The following is a 22,884-nucleotide window of genomic DNA, read 5'->3' on the forward strand; positions in this document are numbered from 1 at the left end:
TTGTGCAGCACAAACAAAAAGGTTGGCCGCGGCCAACCTTTTTTTATTGCCTGGCCGGCTGGCGCACCACCAGCCACAGCGCCAGCGCAATCAGCACGCCACCGGCCAGGTGCGCGTGGCTGAGCGTTTCGTGCAGAAACAGCACGCCCCACAGCACGCCGAATACCGGAATGACAAAGGTGACGCTCATCGCCTTCAGCGGGCCTTCGTCGGCGATCAGGCGGAAATACAGCACATAGGCCGCGGCGGTACACAGCAGGCCCAGCGCCAGCCAGGCCAGCCAGTGGCCGGCATCCAGCGCGGCCAACGGCAAGGGCTGCCACGCGAGGCTCAGCAGAAACAGCGGCAACAAGGCCGCCGTGGCGCCCAGCTGGCTGCCCAGCGCCACCAGGCGGCTGTCCATGCCGCCCTGCTCGCTGATCCAACGCCGGGTCAGGTAGCCGGACAAGGCATAACAGGTGGTAGCCAGCAAACACATGCCCCCACCCAGCAGCACCACCGGCGTCAACGCCACGGGGCCGGTCTGCAACAGCACCGCCACACCAGCCAGGCCCAGCATCAGCCCCGCCAGCCGCGCTGGCGCCAGACGCTCGCCAAACGCCAGCCCGCCCACCACCACCGCCATCAGCGGCGTAGTGGCGTTGAACATGGCGCTGTAGCCGGCAGGCAGCACCCGCGCGGCCAGCGAATACATCAGGAAAGGTACCGCCGAGCTGATCACGCCCAGCCATAGCGCCGCGCGCCAGCGCGGCCCGGCGGGAATGGCCAAGCGCCACCAGCGCAACAGCAGCCACAAGCCCAGGCTGGCAAAGGCCACGCGCCCCGTTGCCACCGGCAAGGCCCCCAGCACCGGCGACAGTACGCGCATGAACAAAAAGCTGCTGCCCCAGATGGCAGCCAGCAGAATCAGACGAAGCAGCGAAGGCAGTGCCATGGCAGACCCCTGTGTGGACGAGGCCGCCAGCATGCGGGTTGGCCGCAGGCACGGCAACCCGACTATTGCTAGAACTGGTAAATGCCTTGCCGTGGCGGCGGCGCCACCGGCATGGCCTCGCCCAGCATGTCGCGCACCGACTGCTCGATACCGTAGCACAGCGCCGACAGCGGCAAATCGTTGCCTTCCTTGCCAAACGGCTCTTCCAGCTCGTCGCCCAGGCTATCCAGCGCCAGATAGGTATAGGCAATGAACACGGCGATGATAGGCGTCAGCCAGCCAATGGTGGTGACCAGGCCCAGCGGCAGCAACAGGCAGTAGCCGGTCACGGTGCGGTTCAGCAGCACGCGGTAGGTAAACGGAATCGGGGTATTGCGGATGCGCTCACAGCCGCCCACCACCTCGCCCAGCGTGTCCAGGTTACGGTCTACCGACAGCCACTGCTGTTCGGTGAGGTGGCCGTCGCGCAGCAGCTGGTGGTTCTGCGCGTGCAGCCAGGCCAGCAGCCGTGCCGGAATATTGCGGCCGCTACGCAGCTGTTCGGCCAGCTCGGCCGGTAGCAGGCGCACCAGATGGGCGTGGGTATCGTCGTCGCGCAGCTGGCCTTTCAGCGCGTAGGTCAGCGCACAGACGGCGTACAGCATGGGCCGCACCTGTGGCGCGGCTACCGGCTGCAGTTTGCCGGTGAGCGAACGGCTCACAATCAGCAAGCCACCCCACAGCTTGCGCGCTTCCCAGAAGCGCTCGTAACTGGCCGAGTTGCGAAAGCCCAGAAAGATGGCCAGCGACACGCCCATCAGCGTAAAGATGCTGACGTTCAGCGCCGAGTCGGCGTGCTGGCTCAGCCACCAGCCATCCAGTACTGCCGACAACAGCGACAGCGAAAACACAATGGCCAGCCGCGACACGATGCGCGGCAACACCGAGCCGTGCCAGACAAACAGCAGGCGCAGCCAGTTATAGCGGGGAAGAACAATCATGGGGGAAACAGACCGGCAGGTAGGCAAGGCCACCATCATAAGAAGGCAGCCCCTGGCTGGCAATGCGCGCTGGCCGCGTCAGGCCGGGTCTGGCAGGCTGCGGCCCAGCGCGGCAGATAGGCGCGGCCAGTCGAAATACGGCCCCGGGTCGGTCTTGCGGCCCGGCGCGATGTGCTCGTGGCCGCTAATGGCCTGTACGCCGCACTGCGCCTGCAGCAGCTGCGCCAGCGCGGCGAGGGTGCGGTACTGGGCGTGGGCGAACGGCTCGAAATCGCAGCCTTCCAGCTCCACCCCCAGGGCAAAGTCATTACAGCGCTGGCGTCCCTGCCACTGCGAGGCACCGGCGTGCCAGGCGCGGCGGTGCACCGGCACAAACTGCAGCAGGCTGCCGTCGCGGCGGATGAAAAAGTGGCAGGACACGCGCAGGGGCGCGATCTCGGCGTAAAACGGGTGCGCGGCGGGGTCCAGCGTATTGGTAAACAGCTCGGCCACACCGCTGCCGCCGTAACGGTACGGTGGCAGGCTGATATTGTGCACCACCAGCAAGGGCGTAGCGGCCGGCGCCGGGTAGTCGTCACAGTTGGGCGACGGGATGCGCTGCGCCTCGCCCACCCAGCCGTCGTCGCCCAGGCTCAGCGGCAGCGGGCTGTCATCCCTCGCCCACGACAGGCGCAGCAGCGGCAGGCCATCCGGCGCGGCAAAGCGTTTGCTTTCCACAAAGCCGGCCTTCTGGTAACAGCGCACGGCGGCACGGTTGGCCGCAGCCGTCATCACCGTGGCGCCCTGTTCGTGCTGTAGCGCGAAGCTCAGCAGGCGGCCGGCCCAGCCCTCGCCCAGGCGCTGCGGGTGTACCAGCGTGCGGGCAATCTCGGCGCGGCCATCCTTGTAGCGCCCCAGGGTGAGCAAACCGCACAGGGTACCGGCCTCGTCCCACGCCGCCAGAATCTGCAAGGGACTGGTCTTGACGTCATCTGCGCTGCGCCACAGCCGCGGCAGCCGGTAGCCGTCCAGCCAGCCTACTTCCAGCGCGTGGGCGGCGTCGTGCAGCGCCAGTGCAGCGGCCAGGTTGGCCGCATCGTGCGGCAGGGGGGATACGCAAAACGGCACAGGCATGGCGTGCTCCGGCAACAGGGGTGCGTCACTTTACCGCATGGTGGCGGCCTGCCGCGAGTGCCCTATCTGGCAGGCGCTTGAGCAACATCATGTGCAAACGCAGCCAAGCCGCCCATACTGCCCACAGCCCTTACCCAGGAGATGGCCATGCTTAGCCTAGACGCCCTGACTGCCTCGGCAGCCGCCCCCTCATTCGACGAACCGCTGGACATGCTGTACGCGTGCCACGACAAGGTACGCCGCTTTTGCGACCAGCTGGACGCATTGCCAGCCTACATCGCCGAGCACGGCCGCAACCAGGCGGTGATCAACACCATCGCCGGCATCGTGCGCTACTTCGACCTGGCCGGCCCGGCGCACCATCAGGACGAGGAAGACGAGCTGTTTCCGCTGATTCTGGCGCGTCAGCCGGACGCCGCCCCCAAGATCGAGCAGCTGCTGGGCGAACACGGCTACCTGCACTCGCGCTGGAACGCCATCCGCGACGACCTGCTGGCTTACAACGCTGCCACGCTGGACACCATCAGCGCCGAAGAAGTACACGAATTTGCCCGCCTGTACCGCGAGCACGCCGCGCGCGAGGAACAATGGCTGTTCCCCGCTGCTGCCGCCCTGATCAACGATAATGAGCTAGCCGACGCAGGCCGGCGCATGGCCGCGCGCCGCACCCTGAAACCGGCGGCCTAAACTGCCCTGCCCGCAGCCTGCGGCCAACCCTGCAGGCTGTGCAGTAGTGCCGCCACTGCCGGCTGGCTGGCCACGTTGGCCGCATAGCACAGCCCCACGCGGCGCGACGGCGCCGCCCCATCCAGCGGCTGCCAGCCCATGCCCGGCAACAACAGGCCAGGCGGCAGCAAGGCCACGCCCAGCCCGGCCTGTACCATATCGCGCGCCAGCGCCAGGCTACCGGCCTGATGCGCGCTGGCCAGCGCCGTTCCACCCCCACCCAGCCACGCCAGCAGACGCTGGTGCGACGGGTGCGACGGGCACACCACCCAATCCCGCGCCATCGCCTGCAAGCGGGTCATGCCCTCCGGCTCGGCAGCGGCCTGCGGCAAAGCCAGCACGAAGGCCTCTTCCCACAAGGGCAGGAACAGCTCGTCCTCGCAGCGCAGCTCTTCGCTGGCCAGCCGCACCTCGCCGCTACAGCCGGGCAACACCTGTAACAGCAACTGCGGCAGCGCCTGGCGGCAATGCGCCAGCAAGGCCACACGTTGTGCCACACCCAGGTCGGCCTCCACCCCCAACGCGAGCGGCAAGCAGCCCTGCGGCGCGGCAAACTGCGCCTTCAGCTGCGTCATCTGCGCCAGCAACTGCTGCGCCTGCGGGTATAGCCGGCGCGCGGCGTCGCTCACGGCCACCCCGCGCGCTTCGCGCCCGAATAGCGGCGTGCCCAGCTCGTCCTCCAGCTGGCGGATGGTGACCGACAGCGTAGGCTGGGTCAGGTGCAGCCGCGCGGCGGCGCGGGTGATATTGCGCTCCTCAAACACGGCAATAAAAGCCTTGAGCTGTCGCGTATCCATAGATTTTCCCGATGATTGGCAGCGGAATTTATCATTTTTCAAGCAAAAATGGCTGCCATAGACTAGCAGCCATCGAGTCATCACATGAAAGACACCCTATCATGCGCAAACCCCTGATCATTATTACCGGCGCCAGCTCCGGCATTGGCGAAGCCACCGCCCGCCAGCTGTCGGCCCTGGGCTACCCGCTGCTGCTGCTGGCACGGCGCATTGAGCGCCTGCAAGCGCTGGCCTTGCCGCACGCCCTGTGCCGCCAGGTAGACGTGACCGACGCCGCCGCGCTACAGGCCGCCGTAGCCGAAGCCGAAGCACAGTACGGCGCCGCCGACGCGCTGGTGAACAACGCCGGCGTGATGCTGCTGGGCCGCATGCACGAGCAGGACCCGGCCGAATGGCAGCGCATGCTGGACGTGAACGTGCGCGGCGTGCTCAACGGCATCCATGCCGTGCTGGCCGGCATGATGGCACGCCGCCACGGCACCATCATCAACGTCAGCTCCATTGCCGGGCGCAAGACCTTCCCCGACCACGTGGCCTACTGCGGCAGCAAGTTTGCCGTGCACGCCATCAGCGAAAACCTGCGCGAAGAAGTGAGCAGCCACAACGTGCGGGTAATCACCATCGCCCCCGGCGCGGTGGAAACCGAGCTGCTGGGCCACACCACCAGCGCCAGCATCCGCGAAGGCTACGAGGCGTGGAAGCGCACCATGGGCCCGGTACTGCGCGCCGAAGACGTGGCCGACGCCATCCGCTACGCCTACGAAGCGCCGCAAAACGTGTGCATCCGCGAAATCGTGCTGGCCGCCACCCACCAGCCGGCCTGAGCGCGGCAAGATTGGCCGCAAGCATGAAAAAAGCGCCCCGCGGGGCGCTTTTTTTGTAGTGGAACCGTCGGGAATCAGGCGGTCAGCACCAGCAGCTCGGCAAAGGCTTTTTCGAACAGCACCAGACCGTCGCGCTGCAGCTGCTCGCCGGCCGCGTTGAAATCCACACCCGCGGCTGCCGCTGCTTCCAGCACCGCACGCGCCTCGTCAGCCCCCTGCACCAGCGTAGCGGCGGCGTTGCCGTGGTCGCGGAACAGCGCCAGCGTGGCGTCCGGTACGGTGTTAACGGTTTCGTCGCCGATCAGGCTTTCCACGTACAGCACGTCGGAATAGGCCTTGTTCTTGGTGCCGGTAGACGCCCACAGCAGGAACTGCGGGCGCGCGCCGGCGGCTTTCAGCACGGCAAACTCTTCGCCGTGGAAGCGTGCCAGGTAACGCTGGTAGGCTACCTTGGACAGCGATACCGCTGCCTTGCCCTGCAGCTCCGCCGGCAGCTGCGCGTCCAGCAGGCTGTCCACGCGTGACAGGAAGAAGCTGGCGACGGCCTTGACGTGGCGCAGCGGCTGGCCGGCGGCGTGACGCGCGCTAAGGCCGGCGATGTAGGCGTCCCATACCGCTTCTACTTGCGGCAGCGAGAACAGCAGCGTGATGTTGACGTTGATGCCTTCGGCGGTGAGCTGGCCAAAGGCGGCAATGCCTTCCGGCGTGGCCGGAATCTTGATCATGGCGTTGGGGCGGTCGATAGCGGCCCACAGGCGGCGGGCGGCGGCTAGGGTGCCGGCTTCGTCGCGCGACAGCGCAGGCGATACTTCCAGCGATACGTAGCCGTCGTCGCCTGCGGTAGCCTGGTACTGCGGCAGGGTCAGGTCGCAGGCGGCCTGGATGTCGGCGATCACCAGTGTTTCGTAGCGCTGCTCGGCGCTAAGGCTGGCGTCGGTTTTCAGTGCGGCCAACTCGTCCTGGTAGCGCGGGTCGGTGCTGATGGCTTTGTGGAAAATGGCCGGGTTGGAGGTCACACCGGCAATGCCGTCGTCGGCCAGCAGACGGGCCAGCTCGCCGGTTTGCAGCAGTTCACGGGACAGGTTATCCAGCCAGATGCGCTGGCCAAAAGGGCGGACGGCTTGTAGTCGGTTCATGGGCGTGTTGCTCTTTATGTTGGAAGGCGCGGCAGAGCGGCCGCAACGCTTGTGTAGTACGGCACATGCTACCTTGCCCACCGTCTGTAGCAAAGCCATTACAACATGGCGCACACCGCCATTAAACGATACAAATCACCCGACATGGCCACATGGCCAGCATGAGCACAGCGCCAACAGCACAAAAATGGCACAAGCATGCCCGACAGCAATGCTCAGCACAGCACATCTGCATGGTGAAAATCAGGGTTGGCCGCTGTCGAAATCGAACACCAGCGCCTGTGCCAGTAAGGGCTGTACCTGCGCCACGAAGGCCTGGTGCGCCGGGTGCTCCAGGTAATGCCGTAGCGCGGCGGCGTCGTCAAAGCGCAGCAGCCAGCCGTGGGTATAGCCCTGGGCCAGGTTTTCCGGGCTGATGTCGGTGCCGGCACGGAAATCGCGCACCTGCGCGATGGCCGCCGGCAGCGCGGCAAACGCCACCAGCACGGCGTCGGTATCGGCGTGGCTGGCGTGAGGGGCAAAGCGGAACAGTACGATGTGCTCAATCATTGGGTGCTACCTGCTCGGCGTTGAAGATCACACTGAACACGCTGCCTTTGTCGGGCTCGCTCTGGATGTCCAGCTTGGCGTGGTGACGGGCCAGTACGTGTTTGACGATAGCCAGGCCCAGGCCGGTGCCACCATTGCCACGCGAACGGCCGCGGTCTACACGGTAAAAACGTTCGGTGAGGCGCGGCAGATGCTCGCGCGGAATGCCGATACCGGTATCTGCCACGGTAAAGGCCACGCGGCCTTCGGTATCCTGCGTCCAGCGCAGGTAGATGCTGCCGCCTTCCGGCGTATAGCGCACCGCGTTGGACACCAGGTTGCCAAACGCCGAGTGCAGCTCCTGCGCATTACCCCACAGGTCGTGCGGGCAGGTGTTCTTCACCACGATACGGTGGCGACCTTGCGACAGGCCCTCGGCTTCTACCACCATGGTGTCCAGCAATGCTGCCATGTGCACGCGGTCTTGCAGCATGGTGCGCGGGCCGTTTTCGATGCGCGACAGGGTCAGCAGGTCTTCTACCAGGCTGTGCATGCGGCGCGACTGCTCCAGCATCATGGGCAGGAACTGGCGCAAGGTGGCGTCTTCTACCTGCGGCATTTCGGACAGGGTTTCCAGAAAGCCGCCCACTACGGTCAGCGGCGTGCGCAGCTCGTGCGATACGTTGGCCACAAAGTCGCGGTGCACGGTTTGCACGCGTTCGAGCTGGGTGATGTCGCGGGATAGCAATAGCTTGCGCGTGGTGTCGAACGGCACCAGCTGGATGGATAGCACCAGCTCACTGCTGGTGCCGCTGTGCAGGATCAGCGGCTGGCTATAGCTTTGCGACGCCATGTAGTCGTGAAACGCCGGCTGGCGCACCAGGTTCAGTATCTGGCTGCCCACGTCGGTTTTGCGGTTCAGCCCCAGGTGCTCTACGGCCATCGGGTTGATCCACTCGATGTGGTCGTATTCGTCCAGCACCACCACACCGTCCGGCATGGCCTCGCCGGCATTCACAAAGCGGTCCAGCACGCCGGCCAGACGCTTCTTGCTTTGCTTTTGCTTGCGCGCCTGGCGGTACAGCGTCATGAAAATGCCGTGCCAGGAGCCGAAACCGTCCGGCACGCGCCCGGGTACCGGGTGGCCCAGCCAGCGCAGCAACAGGGCAATGTGGTACAGGTGAAAGGCCAGCCACAGCAGCAGCAAGCCCAGCAGCAGTGCCAGGCCGGTGACCAAACCAAACACCAGGCCAAAAGCCATGCTGACTACCACCATAGCAATCAGCCAGCCCAGCGTACGCTTGAGGAATTCAGCCAAGACCTACCCCTGGGCCGAGAAACGGTAGCCGGTACCGCGCACGGTCTGGATCAGGCCGTCGTGGCCGGTAGGTTCCAGTGCGCTGCGCAGGCGGCGGATGTGCACGTCTACGGTGCGCTCTTCCACAAAGACGTGGTCGCCCCACACCTGGTCCAGCAGCTGGGTACGCGAGTGCACGCGCTCGGCGTGGGTCATGAAGAAATGCAGCAGACGGAATTCGGTTGGCCCCAGGTCCACGGTTTCGCCGTTGCCTTGTACGCGGTGGGTAACCGGGTCCAGACGCAGGCCTTTCACTTCTACCGCGTCGTCGGTCATTTGCGGGGCGCGGCGGCGCAGCACGGCCTTGATGCGCGCCAGCAGCTCGCGCGGGGAAAACGGCTTGGTGATGTAGTCGTCGGCGCCGGCTTCCAGGCCTTGTACCTTGTCCTGCTCTTCAGAGCGGGCGGTCAGCATGATGATGGGGATCTGGCGCGTGCGTTCGTCGGCGCGCAGCTTGCGCGCGATTTCCACGCCGGATGCGCCGGGCAGCATCCAGTCCAGCAGCACCAGGTCCGGCAGGGCATTTTTCACCAGGGTCAGCGCCACTTCGGCGGTGCTGGCACGCAGCACATGGTGTCCGGCCTGGACCAGATTGAACGCGATCAGCTCTTGGATCGCTGGTTCGTCTTCTACAAGCAGAATATTGGCGGGCATGTGGCGGAATCCTTCCATGTACGATTATGGCAAGGATAGAAAAAAGCGGTTACAGAAATGTGACACTTCACGCGGCTTTCGATAAACAAAGCCAAAATAGTGCCGCGTTGTCGCGTAGCAGGTGACTTATGCCAAAAATACCGCCCGCAGTGTACAAGCATTTTGCGTTTTCTGGCGGCCATAGCGCTTTGTTACCGGTTATTGCATTTGTATTTTATTTTGAGACAAAAGTATTTTCGGTTATACTCGTCTTAATCTGTTTCGGGCCAGCTTGCTGCGGCCAACCTTTGCTTACCCCGCCTGCCGCGCCGCACCTGGCACCCCTCACGCCCCTGCCCCGGAACGCCTGCCACCTTCGATACATGAAAGGGAAAGCATGGAGTCCGTCCGTACCTTCCGTACCACCTTAGTCTGGCCTGTGTTCTTGCCTGGCCTGCTGCTGATTGCCACCATCCTGGCGTGGGCCACGCTCGCGCCCGCCTCTGCCGAAAGCTTGCTCGGTGGTGCCCAGCGCGCTATCAGCCAGCAATTCGGCTGGTTTTACATTCTGGCGGTTGCGGTATTCCTGATCAGCCTGCTGGGCATTGCCGCCAGCCGCTACGGCGACATCAAACTGGGGCCGGACGATGCGCAGCCTGCCTTCAGCATGACGTCGTGGCTGGCCATGCTGTTTGCCGCCGGCATGGGCATAGGCCTGATGTACTTTGGCGTAGGCGAGCCGCTGCAACATTACCTGAGCCCGCCGCTGGCTGCGGCCAACCCGCAAGCAGCCGCGCAGCAAGCCATGAACCTGACTTTCCACCACTGGGGCCTGCACGCCTGGGCCATTTATGGCGTGGTGGGGCTGGTGCTGGCCTACTTCGGCTTTCGCTACCAGCTACCGCTGAGCTTGCGGGCCGGGCTGTACCCGATACTGGGCGAGCGTATCCACGGGCCGTGGGGCCATGCCGTGGACGTGTTCGCGCTGGTTTCCACTGTCTTTGGCATCGCCACCACGCTGGGTTACGGCGTGATGCAGCTGGCCGCCGGCCTGCAGCAGGTAGCGGGTATCGACAGCAGCGGTATCGGCTTCAAGCTGGGGCTGATTGCCGTGGTGATGGGTCTGGCCGGGCTATCGGCCGCCACCGGCCTGGATAAAGGCGTGCGCCGCCTGAGCGAGCTCAACCTGAGCCTGGCGCTGGCCTTGCTGCTGTTTGTGCTGCTGGCCGGCCCTACCGTGTACCTGCTGCTGGCCTTTAGCGACAACCTGGGCAGCTATTTTTCCGGCCTGGTGGCCATGACCTTCCGTACCTTCAGCTACGGTACACAGGCACAGCAAGACTGGCTGGGCGGCTGGACGCTGCTGTACTGGGCGTGGTGGGTGTCGTGGTCGCCGTTTGTCGGCCTGTTCATTGCGCGCATTTCGCGCGGGCGCACCATCCGTGAATTTATTGTGGGCGTGCTGCTGGCCCCGACGCTGTTCAACCTGCTGTGGATGACGGTATTCGGTAACAGCGCCATCTGGCTGGACCTGCACGTGGCCGGCGGCGCACTGGGCGCCACCGCGGCCAACGTAGACAGCCTGCTGTTCCGCTTCTTTGATTACCTGCCGCTGACGCAGCTCACCAGCGCGGTGGCCATTCTGCTGATTGCCGTGTTCTTCGTGACCTCGGCCGACTCCGGCGCCATGGTGCTGGACAGCATTGCCAGCGTGGGGGCGGCGCACTCGCCGCTATGGCAGCGCCTGTTCTGGGCGGTACTGCTGGGCGCCACCGCGGCTGCGCTCCTGAGCGCGGGCGGCCTGAAAGCGCTGCAAGCCATGACCCTGCTCAGCGCCCTGCCTTTCACCGCCATCATGCTGCTGCTGTGCTACAGCCTGTGGCGCGGCCTGCAGTCCGACCAGTGCCACCAGGCGCAGCAGCCGGCACCGGCCACGCAGTTCTGGAGCGGCCACCACTGGCAGCAACGCTTGCGCCAGCTGGTACAGCGCCCGGATGCGGCCAACGTGCAGCACTTTATTGATACCGAAGTCAGCCCGGCGCTGGATACCGTTGCGGCCGAGCTGCGCGACAACGGCGTGGCCGCCCAGGTCAGCCGGGGGGCGGATGGCGCGGTTACCCTGCGCATAGACCAGCCAGGGCAGCGCGACTTTGTCTACAGCGTGCAGTGCCACGGCAAGCCGCTGCCGGCGTTCCTGCCGGCCAGCCGCAGCGATGCCGATATGCAGTACCTGGCACAAACCGGCTTTGCCGATGGCCGCGAAGGCTACGATATCCGCTATCTGCGCCAGAGCGAGATCATTGCCGACGTGCTCAAGCAATACGAACGCTACCTCAGCCTGCAGCTGCAACAGCGTGGCCAGCTGCTGAGCAGTGCGCCGGGGCACTAGGCAAATACAGCTCGGCTACCATGCAGCGCGCCCCGCCGCCGCCATGGCTTTCAATGGTATCCAGCGGGGCGTGCACGATGCGCCCGTGCGCGGCCAACATCGCCTGCTGCTGCACACTGAAGGCCGCCCAGGCGCGGCTGGACATCGCGATTACCGCACCGCCGTCCACACTGCGCAGGGCAAGGATATTGCCGCAGAAGCTGGCCATCTGCGCCAGGCTGATGCTGATTACCTGCTTGCCGTCGCGCCGCAGCTGCGCCTGCACCCGCTGGCGCTCGCCGACATCGCGAATCGCCGGCAGACACACCACCGCAAAGCGCGGGCCGATGGCCATCATCACATTGCTGTGATAAATGGCACGGCCAGCGGCATCCACCGCGTCAAACACCTGCATCTGGTAGCCCAGCCTGGCCGCCAGCGGCGCCAGCAACACCGGCTGGCTGCGGCCGGAACGGCACAGCCAGGCTCGCCGTGCCGCGTGGTCGAACACAATCGCACCCGTCCCTTCCAGATACTGGCCCTGCTGCTCGTGCGGGCTGAGGTCCAGCAACTCGCGCACGGCAAACTGCTGCTGTAGCCAGGCCACGATATCGGCGCGGCGCTCCAGCCTGCGGTTGGCCGCCGCCATCGGGTACAACACCAGCGTGCCGTCGGTGTGGGTAGAAAACCAGTTATTGGGAAACACGGCATCCGGCGTATCCAGCCCCGCTGGCTGGCGGAACACCTGCACGCGCACCCCGGCGTGCTGCAAGGCTGCGACGTAGCCGTCAAACTCGCGCTGGGCGGCCAGTGTGACGCTGGCACCCGCGTTGGCCGCAGGCCGCTGGAAATGGTTGCTGGCACGGGTCTGCGGGTTGGCATGAAAACGGGCGGGGCGCACCATCAAAACGTGCGAGGCGGGCTGCGACATGGTTTCTCCTGGGTGGGGTGGCAGGAGAAATTGTGGCGGTGGTGGCGGCCACTTTGTAGTTGGCACCCTGTGCAGTTTTATCGCTAGACTGCACATATTGATAATCTGGGCCAGCACTATGCAACTTGACGACACCGACCTGCAGCTCATTGCCCTGCTGCGTGACAACGCCCGCACCCCGGTCACCGAGCTGGCCACACGGCTACGCGTATCACGTACCACCGTACAAAAGCACATCAGCAAGCTGGAACAAGCCGGCATCATCATCGGCTATACCGTGCGGCTGAAACCGCAAGCCGAGGCCCACCGCATCCGCGCCTGGATGGGCATTGCGGTAGAGGGCAACAAAACCCCCGGCGTACTGCAGGCCTTACGTGGCGAGCCGCACGTGTACGCGCTGCACTCCACCAACGGGCGCTGGGATATCGTCACCGAGCTGCGCGCCGACTCGCTGGAGCAGTTTGACCGTGTACTGGGCCGCATCCGCCTGATTCCGGGCATTACCGCCAGCGAAACCAGCCTGCTGCTGTCCACCCACAAGGTGTAAGCCGCAAAAAAATGCGCAAAAAAAAGGCCTGTCCGGTTGGGGACAGGCCACTAAGGGTCGGTTCCCGGCCACACATGGGGGCCAAGAACACTTAAGACCAGGGACAAAGAGATCACCAGAACAGTTCCAAAGATGCCGATTGCTCAGGCACCCTCATAACGGATCCAGAAGTCAAAGCCTCGGGCGCGGACCCGGCGGCTTCAACACGGGGCGAATTGTACGGGGGTTAACCGGGCTTATTAATAGACATTCGAAGCTTATAAGCCGTCATAACTTTGTATACAATGTATTTACGCCACTTTGACCTTCGAATCGAAAAATGGACAAGTTTGACCGCAAGATTATCGCTGCGCTGCACGAAAACGGCCGCCTGAGCTTTGCCGAGCTGGCCCGCCGGGTGAACCTGTCCGCACCGGCCGTTGCCGACCGCGTGGAAAAGCTGGAACGATCGGGCGTGATAGCCGGCTATCGCGCAATCATCCGCCCGGAAGCGCTGGGCTGCCCGATACAATGCCTGATCGAGCTGACGGTAAAAAACCAGGAGTACTACACGGTGCTGGAGCTGCTCAAGGCCATGCCGGAAATCGTGCACTGCGATTCCATCACCGGCAGCAGCGGGCTGATGATCCGCGTAGCGGTGGACAGCATGGGCACGCTGCAGGCGCTGATCGCCCGCCTGATGCAGTACGGCGATACCAAAACCTCGATGGTGATCGACACCCCGGTCAGCCACCGCCTGCCGCCGCTACCAGAAGAAGACTAGCCCGCCCGCGCTCCATCTGGCACGCCCGACACACCGCCCACCCGTGCGTAGTGCCCGCACTACATGCACCACCGCGATGTAGCGGCGCCTTACCTGATGCAGATCAACACGCCTGGCCTGGCGGCGCAGCAGGCAAAAAAAACAGCCTGCCCTTGCAGGGGCAGGCCGGAACTATGCACAAAGAAGCAACAGAATACACCTAAAGAACAAGGTAACCGTCTCCACACGGGTACCGGGCAATCGGTGCGACGGGCCATGCCGCCGCGGCCTTCAGTACAAGCCTGCGGTCTGCATTGCGGCCAACATCGGCGCGCTAGCAGACCGCAGCCGGCACTTACTTAGCAGCCACCCAGGCCTGGGCGGTATCCAGCATACGGTTGGAGAAACCCCATTCATTGTCGTACCACGACAGCACTTTCACCTGACGGCCTTCGATCACCCGGGTCAGGGTGGCATCGAACACGCTGGATGCCGGGTTGTGCATGAAGTCGATCGACACCAGCGGCAGGGTATTCACCGCCAGCACGCCTTTGAGCGGGCCGTTGGCCGCAGCGCTGACCAGTTCGTTCACTTCGGCCACGGTGGTGTCACGCTGCGCGGTAAAGGTGAGGTCAACCAGCGATACGTTAGCGGTGGGCACGCGCACGGCAAAGCCATCCAGCTTGCCTTTCAGTTGCGGCAGCACCAGGCCGACGGCAGCGGCAGCGCCGGTCTTGGTCGGAATCATCGATAGCGCGGCGGAACGGGCACGGCGCAGGTCGCTGTGCTCGGTGTCCAGCAGCACCTGGTCATTGGTGTAGGAGTGCACGGTGGTCATCAGGCCGTGCGCCACGCCGATGGCGTCGTTCAGCGGTTTCACCAGCGGGGCCAGGCAGTTGGTGGTGCAGCTGGCGTTGGACACGATGCTCATGTCGGCGCGCAGGGTGTCGTGGTTTACGCCGTACACGATGGTGGCGTCAGCGTCGTCTGCCGGGGCAGAGATCAGCACCTTCTTGGCACCAGCTTGCAGGTGCAGGCCCGCCTTGTCGCGTTTGGTGAAGATGCCGGTACATTCCAGCACGATGTCCACGCCCATGTCGCCCCATGGCAGCTCGGCCGGGTTACGTACCGACAGCAGCTGGATAGGCTTGCCGTTGATCACCAGCTTGTCGCCTTCCAGTGCCACGGTGCCAGGGAAAGGGCCGTGGATGGAGTCGTATTTGGTCAGGTGGGCGTGCAGTTCCGGGTTGCCCAGATCGTTGATGGCAACGATTTCAATATCTTTATCGGCAAAACGTTCTTGCCAGGCGCGCAATACCATGCGGCCGATGCGGCCATACCCGTTGATGGCGAGTTTCAGTGCCATATTGTGTCTCCTGATTATCGGGTGAATCCTGCGTGCCAGCTGCACGCTTGCTATGGGTACATCCTTGTCCCAATCGGGCTTGTACTCAATCCCTTACAGTTATGTAGTGTGCGTACTACCAACACTTTTTGCCTTGCCCGGCCGTGCTGCCCGGTGCTTGCGGCCAACATGGCTTGCCAGATGCTGGCGCGTCGGTTACCGCACAAATCGAAGTGGAATCGATTCCACTATAGCGCAAAAAAACACCCCGGCTCGGCCGGGGTGGAAGGAGAGCAAAGCCACAGGTCAGCTTACCCAGGCTTACCACTGCCTGCGTGTGCCGCCAAACGACACGCGCAAGCCTTGTCTTAGCTCCCGCTACCTGGCAAATACACCGGGCAGCGGGGTGAAACCGCCCTGCTTATTGCAGCTGGCTGGCCAGGGCAGCGGGGTCGCCACCCTCGACTACCAGGTGTACCAGGTTGCCGGGCATGGCCATGATGCCGCTCACGCCCAGTGCCTTCAGGCTGCCTTCGTTCACGCGGCTGGCGTCGGCCAGCTCTACGCGCAGGCGGCTACCGGCGACCACTTCCACGGTGCGGATGTTGGCCGCACCGCCCAGCGCGTCTTTCAGCGCACCGCTATCGGCGGCGGCGGCTTGCGGGTTGGCCAGCGCAGCGCGGATTTCGTCGGCTACCAGCTCGGCCTCGGGGCCCAGTACCACTTGCACGCTACCGGCGGCAGGTTTGATCATGCCGCGCGAACCCAGCGCTTTCAGTGCGGCTTCGTCTACGGCGTCATTGCTGACCACCTGCAGGCGCAGGCGGGTGGTGCAGGCGTCTACGCTTTTCAGGTTGGCCGCACCGCCCAGCGCGCCGATGAAACCACGCGCACGGTCGCTGCCTTTGCCACCCAGGCTGGCCGCCGCGCTGCTACCGGCGGCCACTTCTTCGCGGCCCATGGTCATCAGGTTGAATTTCTTGATGAAGAAGGTGAACAGCACGTAGTACACGGCAAAGTACGCCAGGCCGATGGGGATCAGCAGCAGCGGTTTCTGCGCGATACCAAAGTTCAGCACGTAGTCGAACAGGCCAGCGGAGAAGCCAAAGCCCAGCTTCACGCCCAGGGTGTGCATCAGCGCCATCGAGATGCCGGTGAGCACCGCGTGGATGGCGTACAGCGCCGGGGCCAGGAACATGAAGGCAAACTCTACCGGCTCGGTCACGCCGGTCAGCGCGGCGGTCAGGCCCATGGACAGCAGCACGCCACCCACGGCAGCCTTGTTTTCCGGGCGCGCAGCGCGGTACATGGCCAGGCAGGCCGCCGGCAGGCCGAACATCATTACCGGGAAGAAACCGGACATGAACATGCCTGCGGTCTTGTCGCCGGCAAAGAAGCGGGTCAGGTCACCGTGCACCACCTTGCCGGCGGCGTCGGTAAAGTCACCCAGCTGGAACCAGGCAAAGGTGTTGATGATGTGGTGCAGGCCGGTCACGATCAGGATACGGTTGAGCACGCCGTATACGAACAGGCCGAACTCGCCCGCGCCAATCACCCAGTGGCCTACCGCGTCGATACCCTGCTGGATAGGCGGCCAGATATAGCCCAGCACCACGCCGGCCAGCAGCATGGCAAAGCCGGTAACGATAGGCACGAAGCGGCGGCCGCCAAAGAAGGCCAGGTAGGACGGCAGCGCGATGTCCTTGTAGCGGTTATACAGCAGGCCGGCGCTGATACCGGCGGTAATGCCGGCCAGTACGCCCATATTGATCTTGGCGTCGATCACTTTCAGGACGGCGGTCAGCACCAGGTAACCGATGGCGCCGGCCAGGCCGGAAGCACCGTTGTTATCCTTGGCAAAACCCACGGCGACCCCGATGGCAAACAGCAGTGCCAGGTTGCCGAAAATGGCATCCCCGGCCTGCGCCATGACCGGAATGCCCATCAGGTCGGGCTGACCCAGGCGCAGTAGCAGGCCTGCCACTGGCAGGACGGCGATAGGCAGCATCAGGGCACGGCCCAGCTGCTGTACGCCGGCGAACTTGCTTGAAGTACTCACTGTGTTTCTCCTCTTCGTTTTAATGCAGGCCGCCAGGTGGGAGGATGCGGCGGCCTGACCAGGTCAGCGCAGCAAGGCCGCGGCGTCGGCTTGTAACCGCGCCCGCACTTGTTGTGCCGAATTCAGCGACTGCAGGTCCAGCGCCAGCTGCTGGCAAGCCGTGCTATCCAGGCGGCGCACGGTGTCCTTGATTTCCGGTACCAGCTGCGGGCTGACCGACAGCTCGGTCACGCCCAGGCCTACCAGCACCGGCGTGGCTTGCGGGTCGGACGCCAGCGCGCCGCACACCCCTACCCACTTGCCGTGTTTGGCGGCGCCGTGCACAGTCAGCGCGATCAGGCGCAACAGCGACGGGTGCAGTGCATCCAGCCTGGCGGCCAGCGCCGGGTGGCAGCGGTCCATCGCCAGCGTGTACTGGGTAAGGTCATTGGTGCCGATGGACAGAAAATCGGCGTGCTCGGCCAGCTGGTCGGCCAGCAAGGCGGCCGACGGCACTTCGATCATCACGCCCAGCTGCGGGCGCTCGGTCACGCCCAGCTCGGCGGCCAGCTCGTCCAGGCGCTGGCGCACGCGCAGCAGGTCGGCCACGTCGGCCACCATGGGCAGCAGGATGCGCAGGCGCGACAGCGGCTTCACTTGCAGCAGTGCGCGCAGCTGCGCGTCCAGCACCGCCGGCATGGCAAAGCCGGTACGGATGCCGCGCAGGCCCAGCGCCGGGTTGTCCTCGGCAGGCAATGGCAGGTAGGGCACGTCCTTGTCGCCACCGGCATCCAGCGTGCGGATGATGGCACTGCGGCCTTGCAGCGCATCCAGCACGTCCTGGCAGGCTGCGCGCTGTTCGTCTTCGCTAGGGGCGTCGTGACGGTCGATGAAGAGGAATTCGGTACGCAGCAGGCCCACGCCATCGGCGCCGTTCAGCACCGCGTCGCGCGCCTCGGCAGCGTTGGCAATGTTGGCCGCTACCTCGATGGCCAGGCCGTCGCGGGTACGCGCCTGGCCGGCGGACTGCTCGCGCAGCATGCGGCGGCGCTGTTCGCGCTGGGCAATGTCCTGGCGCGCGGCGGCCAGCGCGGCGGCATCCGCATCGGCGTCCAGCCAGCCTTCGCCAGCGTTCAGCAGCGCCTCGCCACCGGCGGCCAGCGCCAGCGCGGCCGGGCCGCACGCTACCAGCGCGGGGATAGCCAGCGCACGGCACAGGATGGCCACGTGGTTGGTGGCGCCGCCACGCGCCAGCACTACGCCGGCCAGCTGTTCGCGCGGCAGGCGGGTCAGCTGCGACGGGGTGAGGTCGTCGGCTACCACGATGGCCTGCGCCGGCAGCTCGGGCGCCGCTTCTTCGCCGCCCAGCAGCACGTCCAGCACGCGGCGTTCCAGGTCTTTCAGGTCGGCCACGCGCTCGGCCAACAGGGCATTGCCCAGGCCCAGCAACACCTCGCTCTGCGCGCGGATGGCGCTGCGGTAGGCGTAGGCGGCGCTGCGGCCATCCAGAATATAGCGCTCGGCAGCTTGCGCCAGCGCCGGGTCGTCCAGCAGCGCCAGGTGGGCGCCAAAAATCTCGCTTTCGGCGTGCGCGCCGCGTTTGTCGGCCTGCGCCACGTCGGCGGCCACGCGGTCGCGCACTTTTTGCAGTGCGCCGTTCAGCGCGGCCAACTCCGGCTCTACGCCGTGGCCACGCTCCGGCACCGCACGCTCCTGCTCGGCCAGCAATACCAGCGTACCGACCGCCAGGCCGGGTGCGGCGCACACGCCGCCCAGCTTGCCGTCGTCGCGGGTAGCCACTACCGCAGCAGGGGCCGGCGCATGCCCGGCGTGGGTAGGCGTTTGCAGTGCCTCTACCAGCGCGGCCAGCGCGGCGTCGGCGTCTGCACCCTGGGCGTACAGGGTAACCGTATCGTTCTCGCCCACGCCCAGGCCCATCATGCTGACAACGCTGCGCGCATTGGCACGCTGCCCGGCAAAACCGATGTCGATATGGCTTTCATAACGGCGGGCTACCGAATGCAGCAGCGCACACGGGCGTGCGTGCAGGCCGCCTTCGTGCGCCACGATGGCGGTAACGGACAGTTCTGCGCCGTGGACGGCGCCAGGGTGGGAGATGGCACCCTGGGCCGTCACGGTCAGAAAACACGACGCACCGGCTTCCACAAGTCCGGACGCGTCGAGGGAGAGAGCCATGTCGTCGCTGTTGGTGACCACAACGACGGTAATGAGAGAAGGCGCACGGCGGGCCACGCTGTCGATATCGATGTCCACCAAAGGTTGGCCGCACTGCACGCGGTCGCCCTTCTGTACGCGGGTAGCAAAGCCGCTGCCACCCAGTTTTACAGTGTCGATGCCGATGTGCATCAGGATCTCGGCACCGTTGGCCGCACGCACGGTCACGGCGTGTCCGGTACTGGACACCTGGCTCACCTGGCCATCGCAAGGCGATAGCAGCGTGGAGGACAGCGGCTCAATGGCCAGGCCCTGGCCCATCAGGCCGCCGGCAAATACCGGGTCGGGTACAGCAGACAGCGGCAATACCACGCCGGACAGCGGCGCTTGCAGGGTAACGGTTGCAGACATCGGGTTTCCTTCTCTCTGAAAGCGCGCACGCTGCCCCGCAGCCATGCGCGTAAGTCATGCTGGATACGTGCCGCGGGTCATGGCCCCGGCATCGGGATCGTTTTATGGGTATTGCCAACACTGCCGGGCGGCCGCCCGGCAGCGACGGTTTAGACCGTAAGGGTTTCTTTTTTCAGGTGGCGCGGCGTGTCTGGGTTCAGGCCACGCGCTACCGACAGGCGGGCGGCCATCAGGTAGAAGCTCTGGATCGCCAGCAACGGGTCCAGCGCTTCGTCGCCGGCAGTAGCCAGGGTAAGGTTGCGGCTGGCCACGTCGGCCGGTGCGGCCAACAGTACGTTGGCGCCGCGGCCGCGCATTTCGTCGGCCAGGGCTACCAGGCCGGCCTGTTCCGGGCCACGCGGGGCGAAAATCAGCAGCGGGTAGCCATCGTCTACCAATGCCATCGGGCCGTGTTTGATTTCGGCGCCGGAGAAAGCTTCGGCCTGGATCACGCAGGTTTCCTTGAACTTCAGCGCGGCTTCCAGCGCTACGGCAAAGCCCAGGCCACGGCCTACCACCATGATGCGCTCGGCCGGCACCAGCACGTCCAGCGCGCTGCTCCAGTCCTGGCGGGTGGCGTCGGTCAGGTGATCCGGCAGGTCGTTCAGGGCGGCCAGCAGGGCGGTGTCCTGCTGCCAGTGCGCCACCAGGCGGGCTACCGCAGACAGGGTGGCGATATAGCTTTTGGTGGCGGCCACGCTTTTTTCTTCGCCGGCACACAGCGGTACCGACCATTCGCAGGCAGCAGCCAGCGGGGAATCCGGCTTGTTGACCAGCGCCACGGTGCGGGCACCGGCAGCGCCCAGCGCGGTCATGGTGTCGATCAGGTCAGGGCTGCGGCCGGATTGCGACAGGGCCACGGCCAGCTGGCCTTTTACATTGAGCGGTGCTTGATGCAGCGTGAGCAGCGACATGGGCAGCGATACCACCGGCGTGCCGGTGCGCTGCATCGCCAGGTAGGCGAAATAGTTGGCCGCATGATCAGAGCTGCCGCGCGCTACAGTCAGTGCCAACTGTGGCGGCGCTTTGGCCAGTTCGCGCGCCAGGACAGCCAGCCCTTCATCGGCATACATATGCTGGGCGGCTACCGCCTGGGCGGCAAACAGGGCTTCATCAAGCATTAACGAGCTCAAGACACTCTCCTTCTAGGAATACGCGTTGCAACTGCAGGTTTGAATCCATCACCACGATGTCAGCCCACGCGCCCTCTTCCAGCCTGCCACGGTCGTGTACGCCCAGATAGTCGGCGGGGTACAGCGACAGGCGGTTGCTGGCGCTGGCCAGCGGCACGCCGATCTCTACCAGGTTGCGCAGGGCCTGATCCATGGTAAGGGTGCTGCCTGCCAGCGTACCGTCGGCCAGGCGCACACCGCCCAGGCACTTGGTGACCGTCTGCGAACCCAGCTTGTACTGGCCATCCGGCATCCCGGCCGCAGCCGTGGAGTCGGTGACACAGAACAGTCGGGGGATGGCGCGCATGGCGGCGCGCATGGCACCGGGGTGCACGTGCAGCAGGTCAGGTATCAGCTCGGCGTACTCGGCGTGAGCCAGTGCCGCCCCTACCATGCCCGGCTCGCGGTGGTGCAAGCCGGTCATCGCGTTAAATAAATGGGTAAACCCGCTGGCGCCGTTTTCCAGCGCCGCCACACCGTCTTCGTAGCTGCCCAGCGTGTGGCCCAGCTGTACGCGTACGCCCTGCCGGCTTAGCTCGCGGATCACTTCCATGTGACCGGCCACTTCGGGCGCGAGGGTAACCAGGCTGATCGGGGCAAGCGACCGGTAGTGGTTGATTTCTGCCATCGCGGCTTCCACCGCGTTGTCCGGCTGCGCACCCAGCTTGCCCTTGTTGATATACGGGCCTTCCAGATGCACGCCGAGAATGCGTGCGCTGCCTGGCTGCCGGCTGCGGCTGGCGTCGCCCAGCGCGGCCAGTACGGCTTGCAGCGCCTCGCGCGGGGCCGTCATGGTGGTGGCCAGCAGCGAGGTGGTACCAAAGCGGGCATGCGTACTGGCCACATGCTGGGCTGCGCGGCCCGCTTCCATGATGTCTACACCGCCGCCGCCGTGGACGTGCAGGTCGATAAAGCCAGGCAGGATGTAGCGCTCGGCGTCGCCGGCTGCGGCCAACCTGCCTTGTATGGCGGCAATCTTGCCGTCGTCACCTATCTGCAGCTCGCCGTCCAGCCAGCCAGCGCTGGTCAGCATGCGGCCTTGCAAAACTCGTGTTGCGTTCATCGTCTCAGTTCAGCGACAAAGTCGTAGTAATCGTTACGACACCAGGTGTCAGTCAGCTCGATGGCCACGTTATCTGCCGTGTAGCCGATACGGGTAATCAGCAGCATGGCTTCGCCAGGCTTGATACCGGCAATGGCGGCAATATCCGGGTTCGCATTCACCGCACGGATATGCTGCAGTGCCCGCACAATCGGGTGGCCCATCGTATCCAGGTAGGCATACAAGGAGCTGCCCACCGCCTGCGGGTCTGGCAGGTAGGTGAGCGGCAGCGAGCTTTGCTCGATGGCCATCACCACCCCGTCTGCCAGGCGCTGGCGTTTCAGCCGTGCCACCTGGGCATTGGGCGACAAACCCAGCTTGATCACTTCTTCGTGGGTGGGCGTGGCAATACCACGCGACAACCACACCGATGAAGGCTCGAAACCCTTCATCTTCAACATTTCGGTAAAACTCGTCAGGCGCGACAGCGGCTGCTCCAGGCGCGGGGTAATAAAAGTACCCGAGCCATGGCGGCGGCGAATCAGGCCTTGCTCCAGCAATACATCCAGCGCTTTTCGTGCGGTAACACGCGAGATACCCAGCTCTTCGGAAAAGGTGCGCTCCGAAGGCAGTGCTTCATCGGCCTGCCACCAGCCAGCGTGTATTGCCTCGGCCAGCTTGCGTGAAAACTGCAAGTACAAAGGTGTAGTGGAAGTCTCTTCCGGCTTTAATGCGTTCCAGCGGCTATCCATATGGCTACCCTGCAAGTGGTCATTCAAAGGCGCCATTGTAGAACCCTGTCTTTTTCTGCCGAAGCACAACTCGACACGCCACAGCTACAAAAGTAATACCACTACAAAACCACGTCAATACCAATTTACTTGTTCGCCGCGCATTTGCACTAAATGCAACACCCTGAAATGTATTGCTTTCCGCTACCGCCAGATTCGCTGCAGTGCAAAATGCCATAAGACTGTTAAAAATTGGCATTTTTATGACTATAAAGTGGTATTAATCTGGCTCATTAAAAAGGCAATAAAAAAAGC

The 22,884-nt window shown here is 64.6% G+C and carries 20 protein-coding genes and 1 pseudogene; 5 read left to right on the forward strand and 16 right to left on the reverse strand.

The annotated features are described in order from the left end of the window. Positions 1-43 precede the first annotated feature (43 nt). From PQU95_RS00245 to PQU95_RS00260, 4 genes and pseudogenes are all read right to left on the reverse strand, one after another. Complete coding sequence (locus PQU95_RS00245; protein WP_272750142.1) at positions 44-934, reverse strand: DMT family transporter; 891 nt, start codon at positions 932-934, stop codon at positions 44-46. Between the two features lie 68 nt (positions 935-1,002). Next, positions 1,003-1,914 carry a bestrophin family protein gene (locus PQU95_RS00250; protein ID WP_272750143.1) on the reverse strand — a complete coding sequence of 304 codons (912 nt, stop codon included), beginning with the start codon at positions 1,912-1,914 and terminating at the stop codon, positions 1,003-1,005. A gap of 78 nt (positions 1,915-1,992) precedes the next feature. Beyond that, positions 1,993-2,550 carry a 1,6-anhydro-N-acetylmuramyl-L-alanine amidase AmpD gene (gene ampD, locus PQU95_RS00255; protein ID WP_272750383.1) on the reverse strand — a complete coding sequence of 186 codons (558 nt, stop codon included), beginning with the start codon at positions 2,548-2,550 and terminating at the stop codon, positions 1,993-1,995. 45 nt (positions 2,551-2,595) lie between these two features. Further along, positions 2,596-3,027, reverse strand: a pseudogene (locus PQU95_RS00260) (GNAT family N-acetyltransferase); the annotation flags it as partial. Positions 3,028-3,174: 147 nt separating this feature from the next. On the opposite strand from PQU95_RS00260, the gene PQU95_RS00265 reads away from it, so the two are divergent. After that, positions 3,175-3,714 (forward strand): hemerythrin domain-containing protein, encoded by a 540-nt coding sequence (locus tag PQU95_RS00265; protein ID WP_272750145.1) that lies wholly within the window; start codon positions 3,175-3,177, stop codon positions 3,712-3,714. Here the strand turns inward: PQU95_RS00265 and PQU95_RS00270 are convergent. Then, positions 3,711-4,550 carry a LysR family transcriptional regulator gene (locus PQU95_RS00270; RefSeq protein WP_272750147.1) on the reverse strand — a complete coding sequence of 280 codons (840 nt, stop codon included), beginning with the start codon at positions 4,548-4,550 and terminating at the stop codon, positions 3,711-3,713. The two genes, PQU95_RS00265 and PQU95_RS00270, sit on opposite strands and share 4 nt — an antisense overlap. Before the next feature lie 101 nt (positions 4,551-4,651). On the opposite strand from PQU95_RS00270, the gene PQU95_RS00275 reads away from it, so the two are divergent. Continuing rightward, complete coding sequence (locus PQU95_RS00275; protein ID WP_272750148.1) at positions 4,652-5,374, forward strand: SDR family oxidoreductase; 723 nt, start codon at positions 4,652-4,654, stop codon at positions 5,372-5,374. Positions 5,375-5,448: 74 nt separating this feature from the next. Here PQU95_RS00275 and tal read toward each other — a convergent pair whose 3' ends face one another. The 4 genes from tal to phoB all read right to left on the reverse strand — a co-directional run bounded on the left by tal (position 5,449) and on the right by phoB (position 9,049). Next, positions 5,449-6,510: a transaldolase gene (gene tal, locus PQU95_RS00280; protein WP_272750150.1), complete on the reverse strand. Its 1,062-nt coding sequence runs from the start codon at positions 6,508-6,510 to the stop codon at positions 5,449-5,451. A 243-nt stretch (positions 6,511-6,753) separates the two neighbouring features. Then, positions 6,754-7,059, reverse strand: a complete 306-nt coding sequence (locus PQU95_RS00285; protein WP_272750151.1) for a Dabb family protein — start codon at positions 7,057-7,059, stop codon at positions 6,754-6,756. Continuing rightward, positions 7,052-8,356, reverse strand: a complete 1,305-nt coding sequence (gene phoR / locus PQU95_RS00290; protein ID WP_272750153.1) for a phosphate regulon sensor histidine kinase PhoR — start codon at positions 8,354-8,356, stop codon at positions 7,052-7,054. Before phoR ends, PQU95_RS00285 begins: the two co-directional genes overlap by 8 nt. A 3-nt stretch (positions 8,357-8,359) precedes the next feature. Beyond that, entirely contained in the window at positions 8,360-9,049 is a 690-nt protein-coding gene (gene phoB / locus PQU95_RS00295; RefSeq protein WP_017507884.1) for a phosphate regulon transcriptional regulator PhoB, read from the reverse strand. A gap of 376 nt (positions 9,050-9,425) precedes the next feature. Here phoB and PQU95_RS00300 point away from each other — a divergent pair, with 376 nt between their 5' ends. Next, positions 9,426-11,417 (forward strand): BCCT family transporter, encoded by a 1,992-nt coding sequence (locus PQU95_RS00300; RefSeq protein ID WP_272750154.1) that lies wholly within the window; start codon positions 9,426-9,428, stop codon positions 11,415-11,417. On the opposite strand, the gene ctlX is transcribed toward PQU95_RS00300, so the two are convergent. Beyond that, positions 11,362-12,327 (reverse strand): citrulline utilization hydrolase CtlX, encoded by a 966-nt coding sequence (gene ctlX / locus PQU95_RS00305; RefSeq protein ID WP_272750155.1) that lies wholly within the window; start codon positions 12,325-12,327, stop codon positions 11,362-11,364. The two genes, PQU95_RS00300 and ctlX, sit on opposite strands and share 56 nt — an antisense overlap. Positions 12,328-12,445: 118 nt before the next feature. Here ctlX and PQU95_RS00310 point away from each other — a divergent pair, with 118 nt between their 5' ends. Together PQU95_RS00310 and PQU95_RS00315 are read left to right on the forward strand one after the other, a co-directional pair. Further along, positions 12,446-12,874, forward strand: coding sequence for an Lrp/AsnC family transcriptional regulator (locus PQU95_RS00310; RefSeq protein WP_272750156.1), 429 nt, complete (start codon positions 12,446-12,448; stop codon positions 12,872-12,874). Between the two features lie 319 nt (positions 12,875-13,193). Next, the gene (locus PQU95_RS00315) at positions 13,194-13,637 is read left to right on the forward strand and encodes an Lrp/AsnC family transcriptional regulator (RefSeq protein WP_272750158.1); all 444 of its coding nucleotides are present in this window, start codon (positions 13,194-13,196) and stop codon (positions 13,635-13,637) included. Positions 13,638-13,971: 334 nt separating this feature from the next. Here the strand turns inward: PQU95_RS00315 and gap are convergent, their stop codons facing one another. The 6 genes from gap to PQU95_RS00345 all read right to left on the reverse strand — a co-directional run bounded on the left by gap (position 13,972) and on the right by PQU95_RS00345 (position 22,626). After that, positions 13,972-14,982 (reverse strand): type I glyceraldehyde-3-phosphate dehydrogenase, encoded by a 1,011-nt coding sequence (gene gap / locus PQU95_RS00320; RefSeq protein WP_272750160.1) that lies wholly within the window; start codon positions 14,980-14,982, stop codon positions 13,972-13,974. Between the two features lie 400 nt (positions 14,983-15,382). Beyond that, positions 15,383-17,020 carry an N-acetylglucosamine-specific PTS transporter subunit IIBC gene (gene nagE, locus PQU95_RS00325; protein ID WP_272750161.1) on the reverse strand — a complete coding sequence of 546 codons (1,638 nt, stop codon included), beginning with the start codon at positions 17,018-17,020 and terminating at the stop codon, positions 15,383-15,385. Between the two features lie 63 nt (positions 17,021-17,083). Next, positions 17,084-19,585: a phosphoenolpyruvate--protein phosphotransferase gene (gene ptsP, locus PQU95_RS00330; RefSeq protein ID WP_272750162.1), complete on the reverse strand. Its 2,502-nt coding sequence runs from the start codon at positions 19,583-19,585 to the stop codon at positions 17,084-17,086. A gap of 149 nt (positions 19,586-19,734) precedes the next feature. Continuing rightward, positions 19,735-20,745, reverse strand: a complete 1,011-nt coding sequence (locus PQU95_RS00335) for an SIS domain-containing protein (protein WP_272750163.1) — start codon at positions 20,743-20,745, stop codon at positions 19,735-19,737. Beyond that, entirely contained in the window at positions 20,738-21,829 is a 1,092-nt protein-coding gene (gene nagA / locus PQU95_RS00340) for an N-acetylglucosamine-6-phosphate deacetylase (RefSeq protein ID WP_017507875.1), read from the reverse strand. The genes PQU95_RS00335 and nagA overlap by 8 nt, the downstream gene beginning before the upstream one ends. Before the next feature lie 26 nt (positions 21,830-21,855). After that, entirely contained in the window at positions 21,856-22,626 is a 771-nt protein-coding gene (locus PQU95_RS00345) for a GntR family transcriptional regulator (RefSeq protein ID WP_081600575.1), read from the reverse strand. Between the last annotated feature and the right edge of the window lie 258 nt (positions 22,627-22,884).

The sequence above is a fragment of the Vogesella aquatica genome (assembly GCF_028548455.1).
In the GTDB taxonomy this organism is placed as follows: Bacteria; Pseudomonadota; Gammaproteobacteria; order Burkholderiales; family Chromobacteriaceae; genus Vogesella; species Vogesella aquatica.

Excerpts from the sequence above, each read along its gene's own strand:
- PQU95_RS00245 (WP_272750142.1), bottom strand. The coding sequence starts at position 934 with ATGGCACTGCCTTCGCTGCTTCGTCTGATTCTGCTGGCTGCCATCTGG.
- PQU95_RS00250 (WP_272750143.1), bottom strand. The coding sequence starts at position 1,914 with ATGATTGTTCTTCCCCGCTATAACTGGCTGCGCCTGCTGTTTGTCTGG.
- PQU95_RS00265 (WP_272750145.1), top strand. The coding sequence starts at position 3,175 with ATGCTTAGCCTAGACGCCCTGACTGCCTCGGCAGCCGCCCCCTCATTC.
- PQU95_RS00270 (WP_272750147.1), bottom strand. The coding sequence starts at position 4,550 with ATGGATACGCGACAGCTCAAGGCTTTTATTGCCGTGTTTGAGGAGCGC.
- PQU95_RS00275 (WP_272750148.1), top strand. The coding sequence starts at position 4,652 with ATGCGCAAACCCCTGATCATTATTACCGGCGCCAGCTCCGGCATTGGC.
- tal (WP_272750150.1), bottom strand. The coding sequence starts at position 6,510 with ATGAACCGACTACAAGCCGTCCGCCCTTTTGGCCAGCGCATCTGGCTG.
- PQU95_RS00285 (WP_272750151.1), bottom strand. The coding sequence starts at position 7,059 with ATGATTGAGCACATCGTACTGTTCCGCTTTGCCCCTCACGCCAGCCAC.
- phoB (WP_017507884.1), bottom strand. The coding sequence starts at position 9,049 with ATGCCCGCCAATATTCTGCTTGTAGAAGACGAACCAGCGATCCAAGAG.
- PQU95_RS00300 (WP_272750154.1), top strand. The coding sequence starts at position 9,426 with ATGGAGTCCGTCCGTACCTTCCGTACCACCTTAGTCTGGCCTGTGTTC.
- ctlX (WP_272750155.1), bottom strand. The coding sequence starts at position 12,327 with ATGTCGCAGCCCGCCTCGCACGTTTTGATGGTGCGCCCCGCCCGTTTT.
- PQU95_RS00310 (WP_272750156.1), top strand. The coding sequence starts at position 12,446 with ATGCAACTTGACGACACCGACCTGCAGCTCATTGCCCTGCTGCGTGAC.
- PQU95_RS00315 (WP_272750158.1), top strand. The coding sequence starts at position 13,194 with ATGGACAAGTTTGACCGCAAGATTATCGCTGCGCTGCACGAAAACGGC.
- gap (WP_272750160.1), bottom strand. The coding sequence starts at position 14,982 with ATGGCACTGAAACTCGCCATCAACGGGTATGGCCGCATCGGCCGCATG.
- ptsP (WP_272750162.1), bottom strand. The coding sequence starts at position 19,585 with ATGTCTGCAACCGTTACCCTGCAAGCGCCGCTGTCCGGCGTGGTATTG.
- PQU95_RS00335 (WP_272750163.1), bottom strand. The coding sequence starts at position 20,745 with ATGCTTGATGAAGCCCTGTTTGCCGCCCAGGCGGTAGCCGCCCAGCAT.
- nagA (WP_017507875.1), bottom strand. The coding sequence starts at position 21,829 with ATGCTGACCAGCGCTGGCTGGCTGGACGGCGAGCTGCAGATAGGTGAC.
- PQU95_RS00345 (WP_081600575.1), bottom strand. The coding sequence starts at position 22,626 with ATGGCGCCTTTGAATGACCACTTGCAGGGTAGCCATATGGATAGCCGC.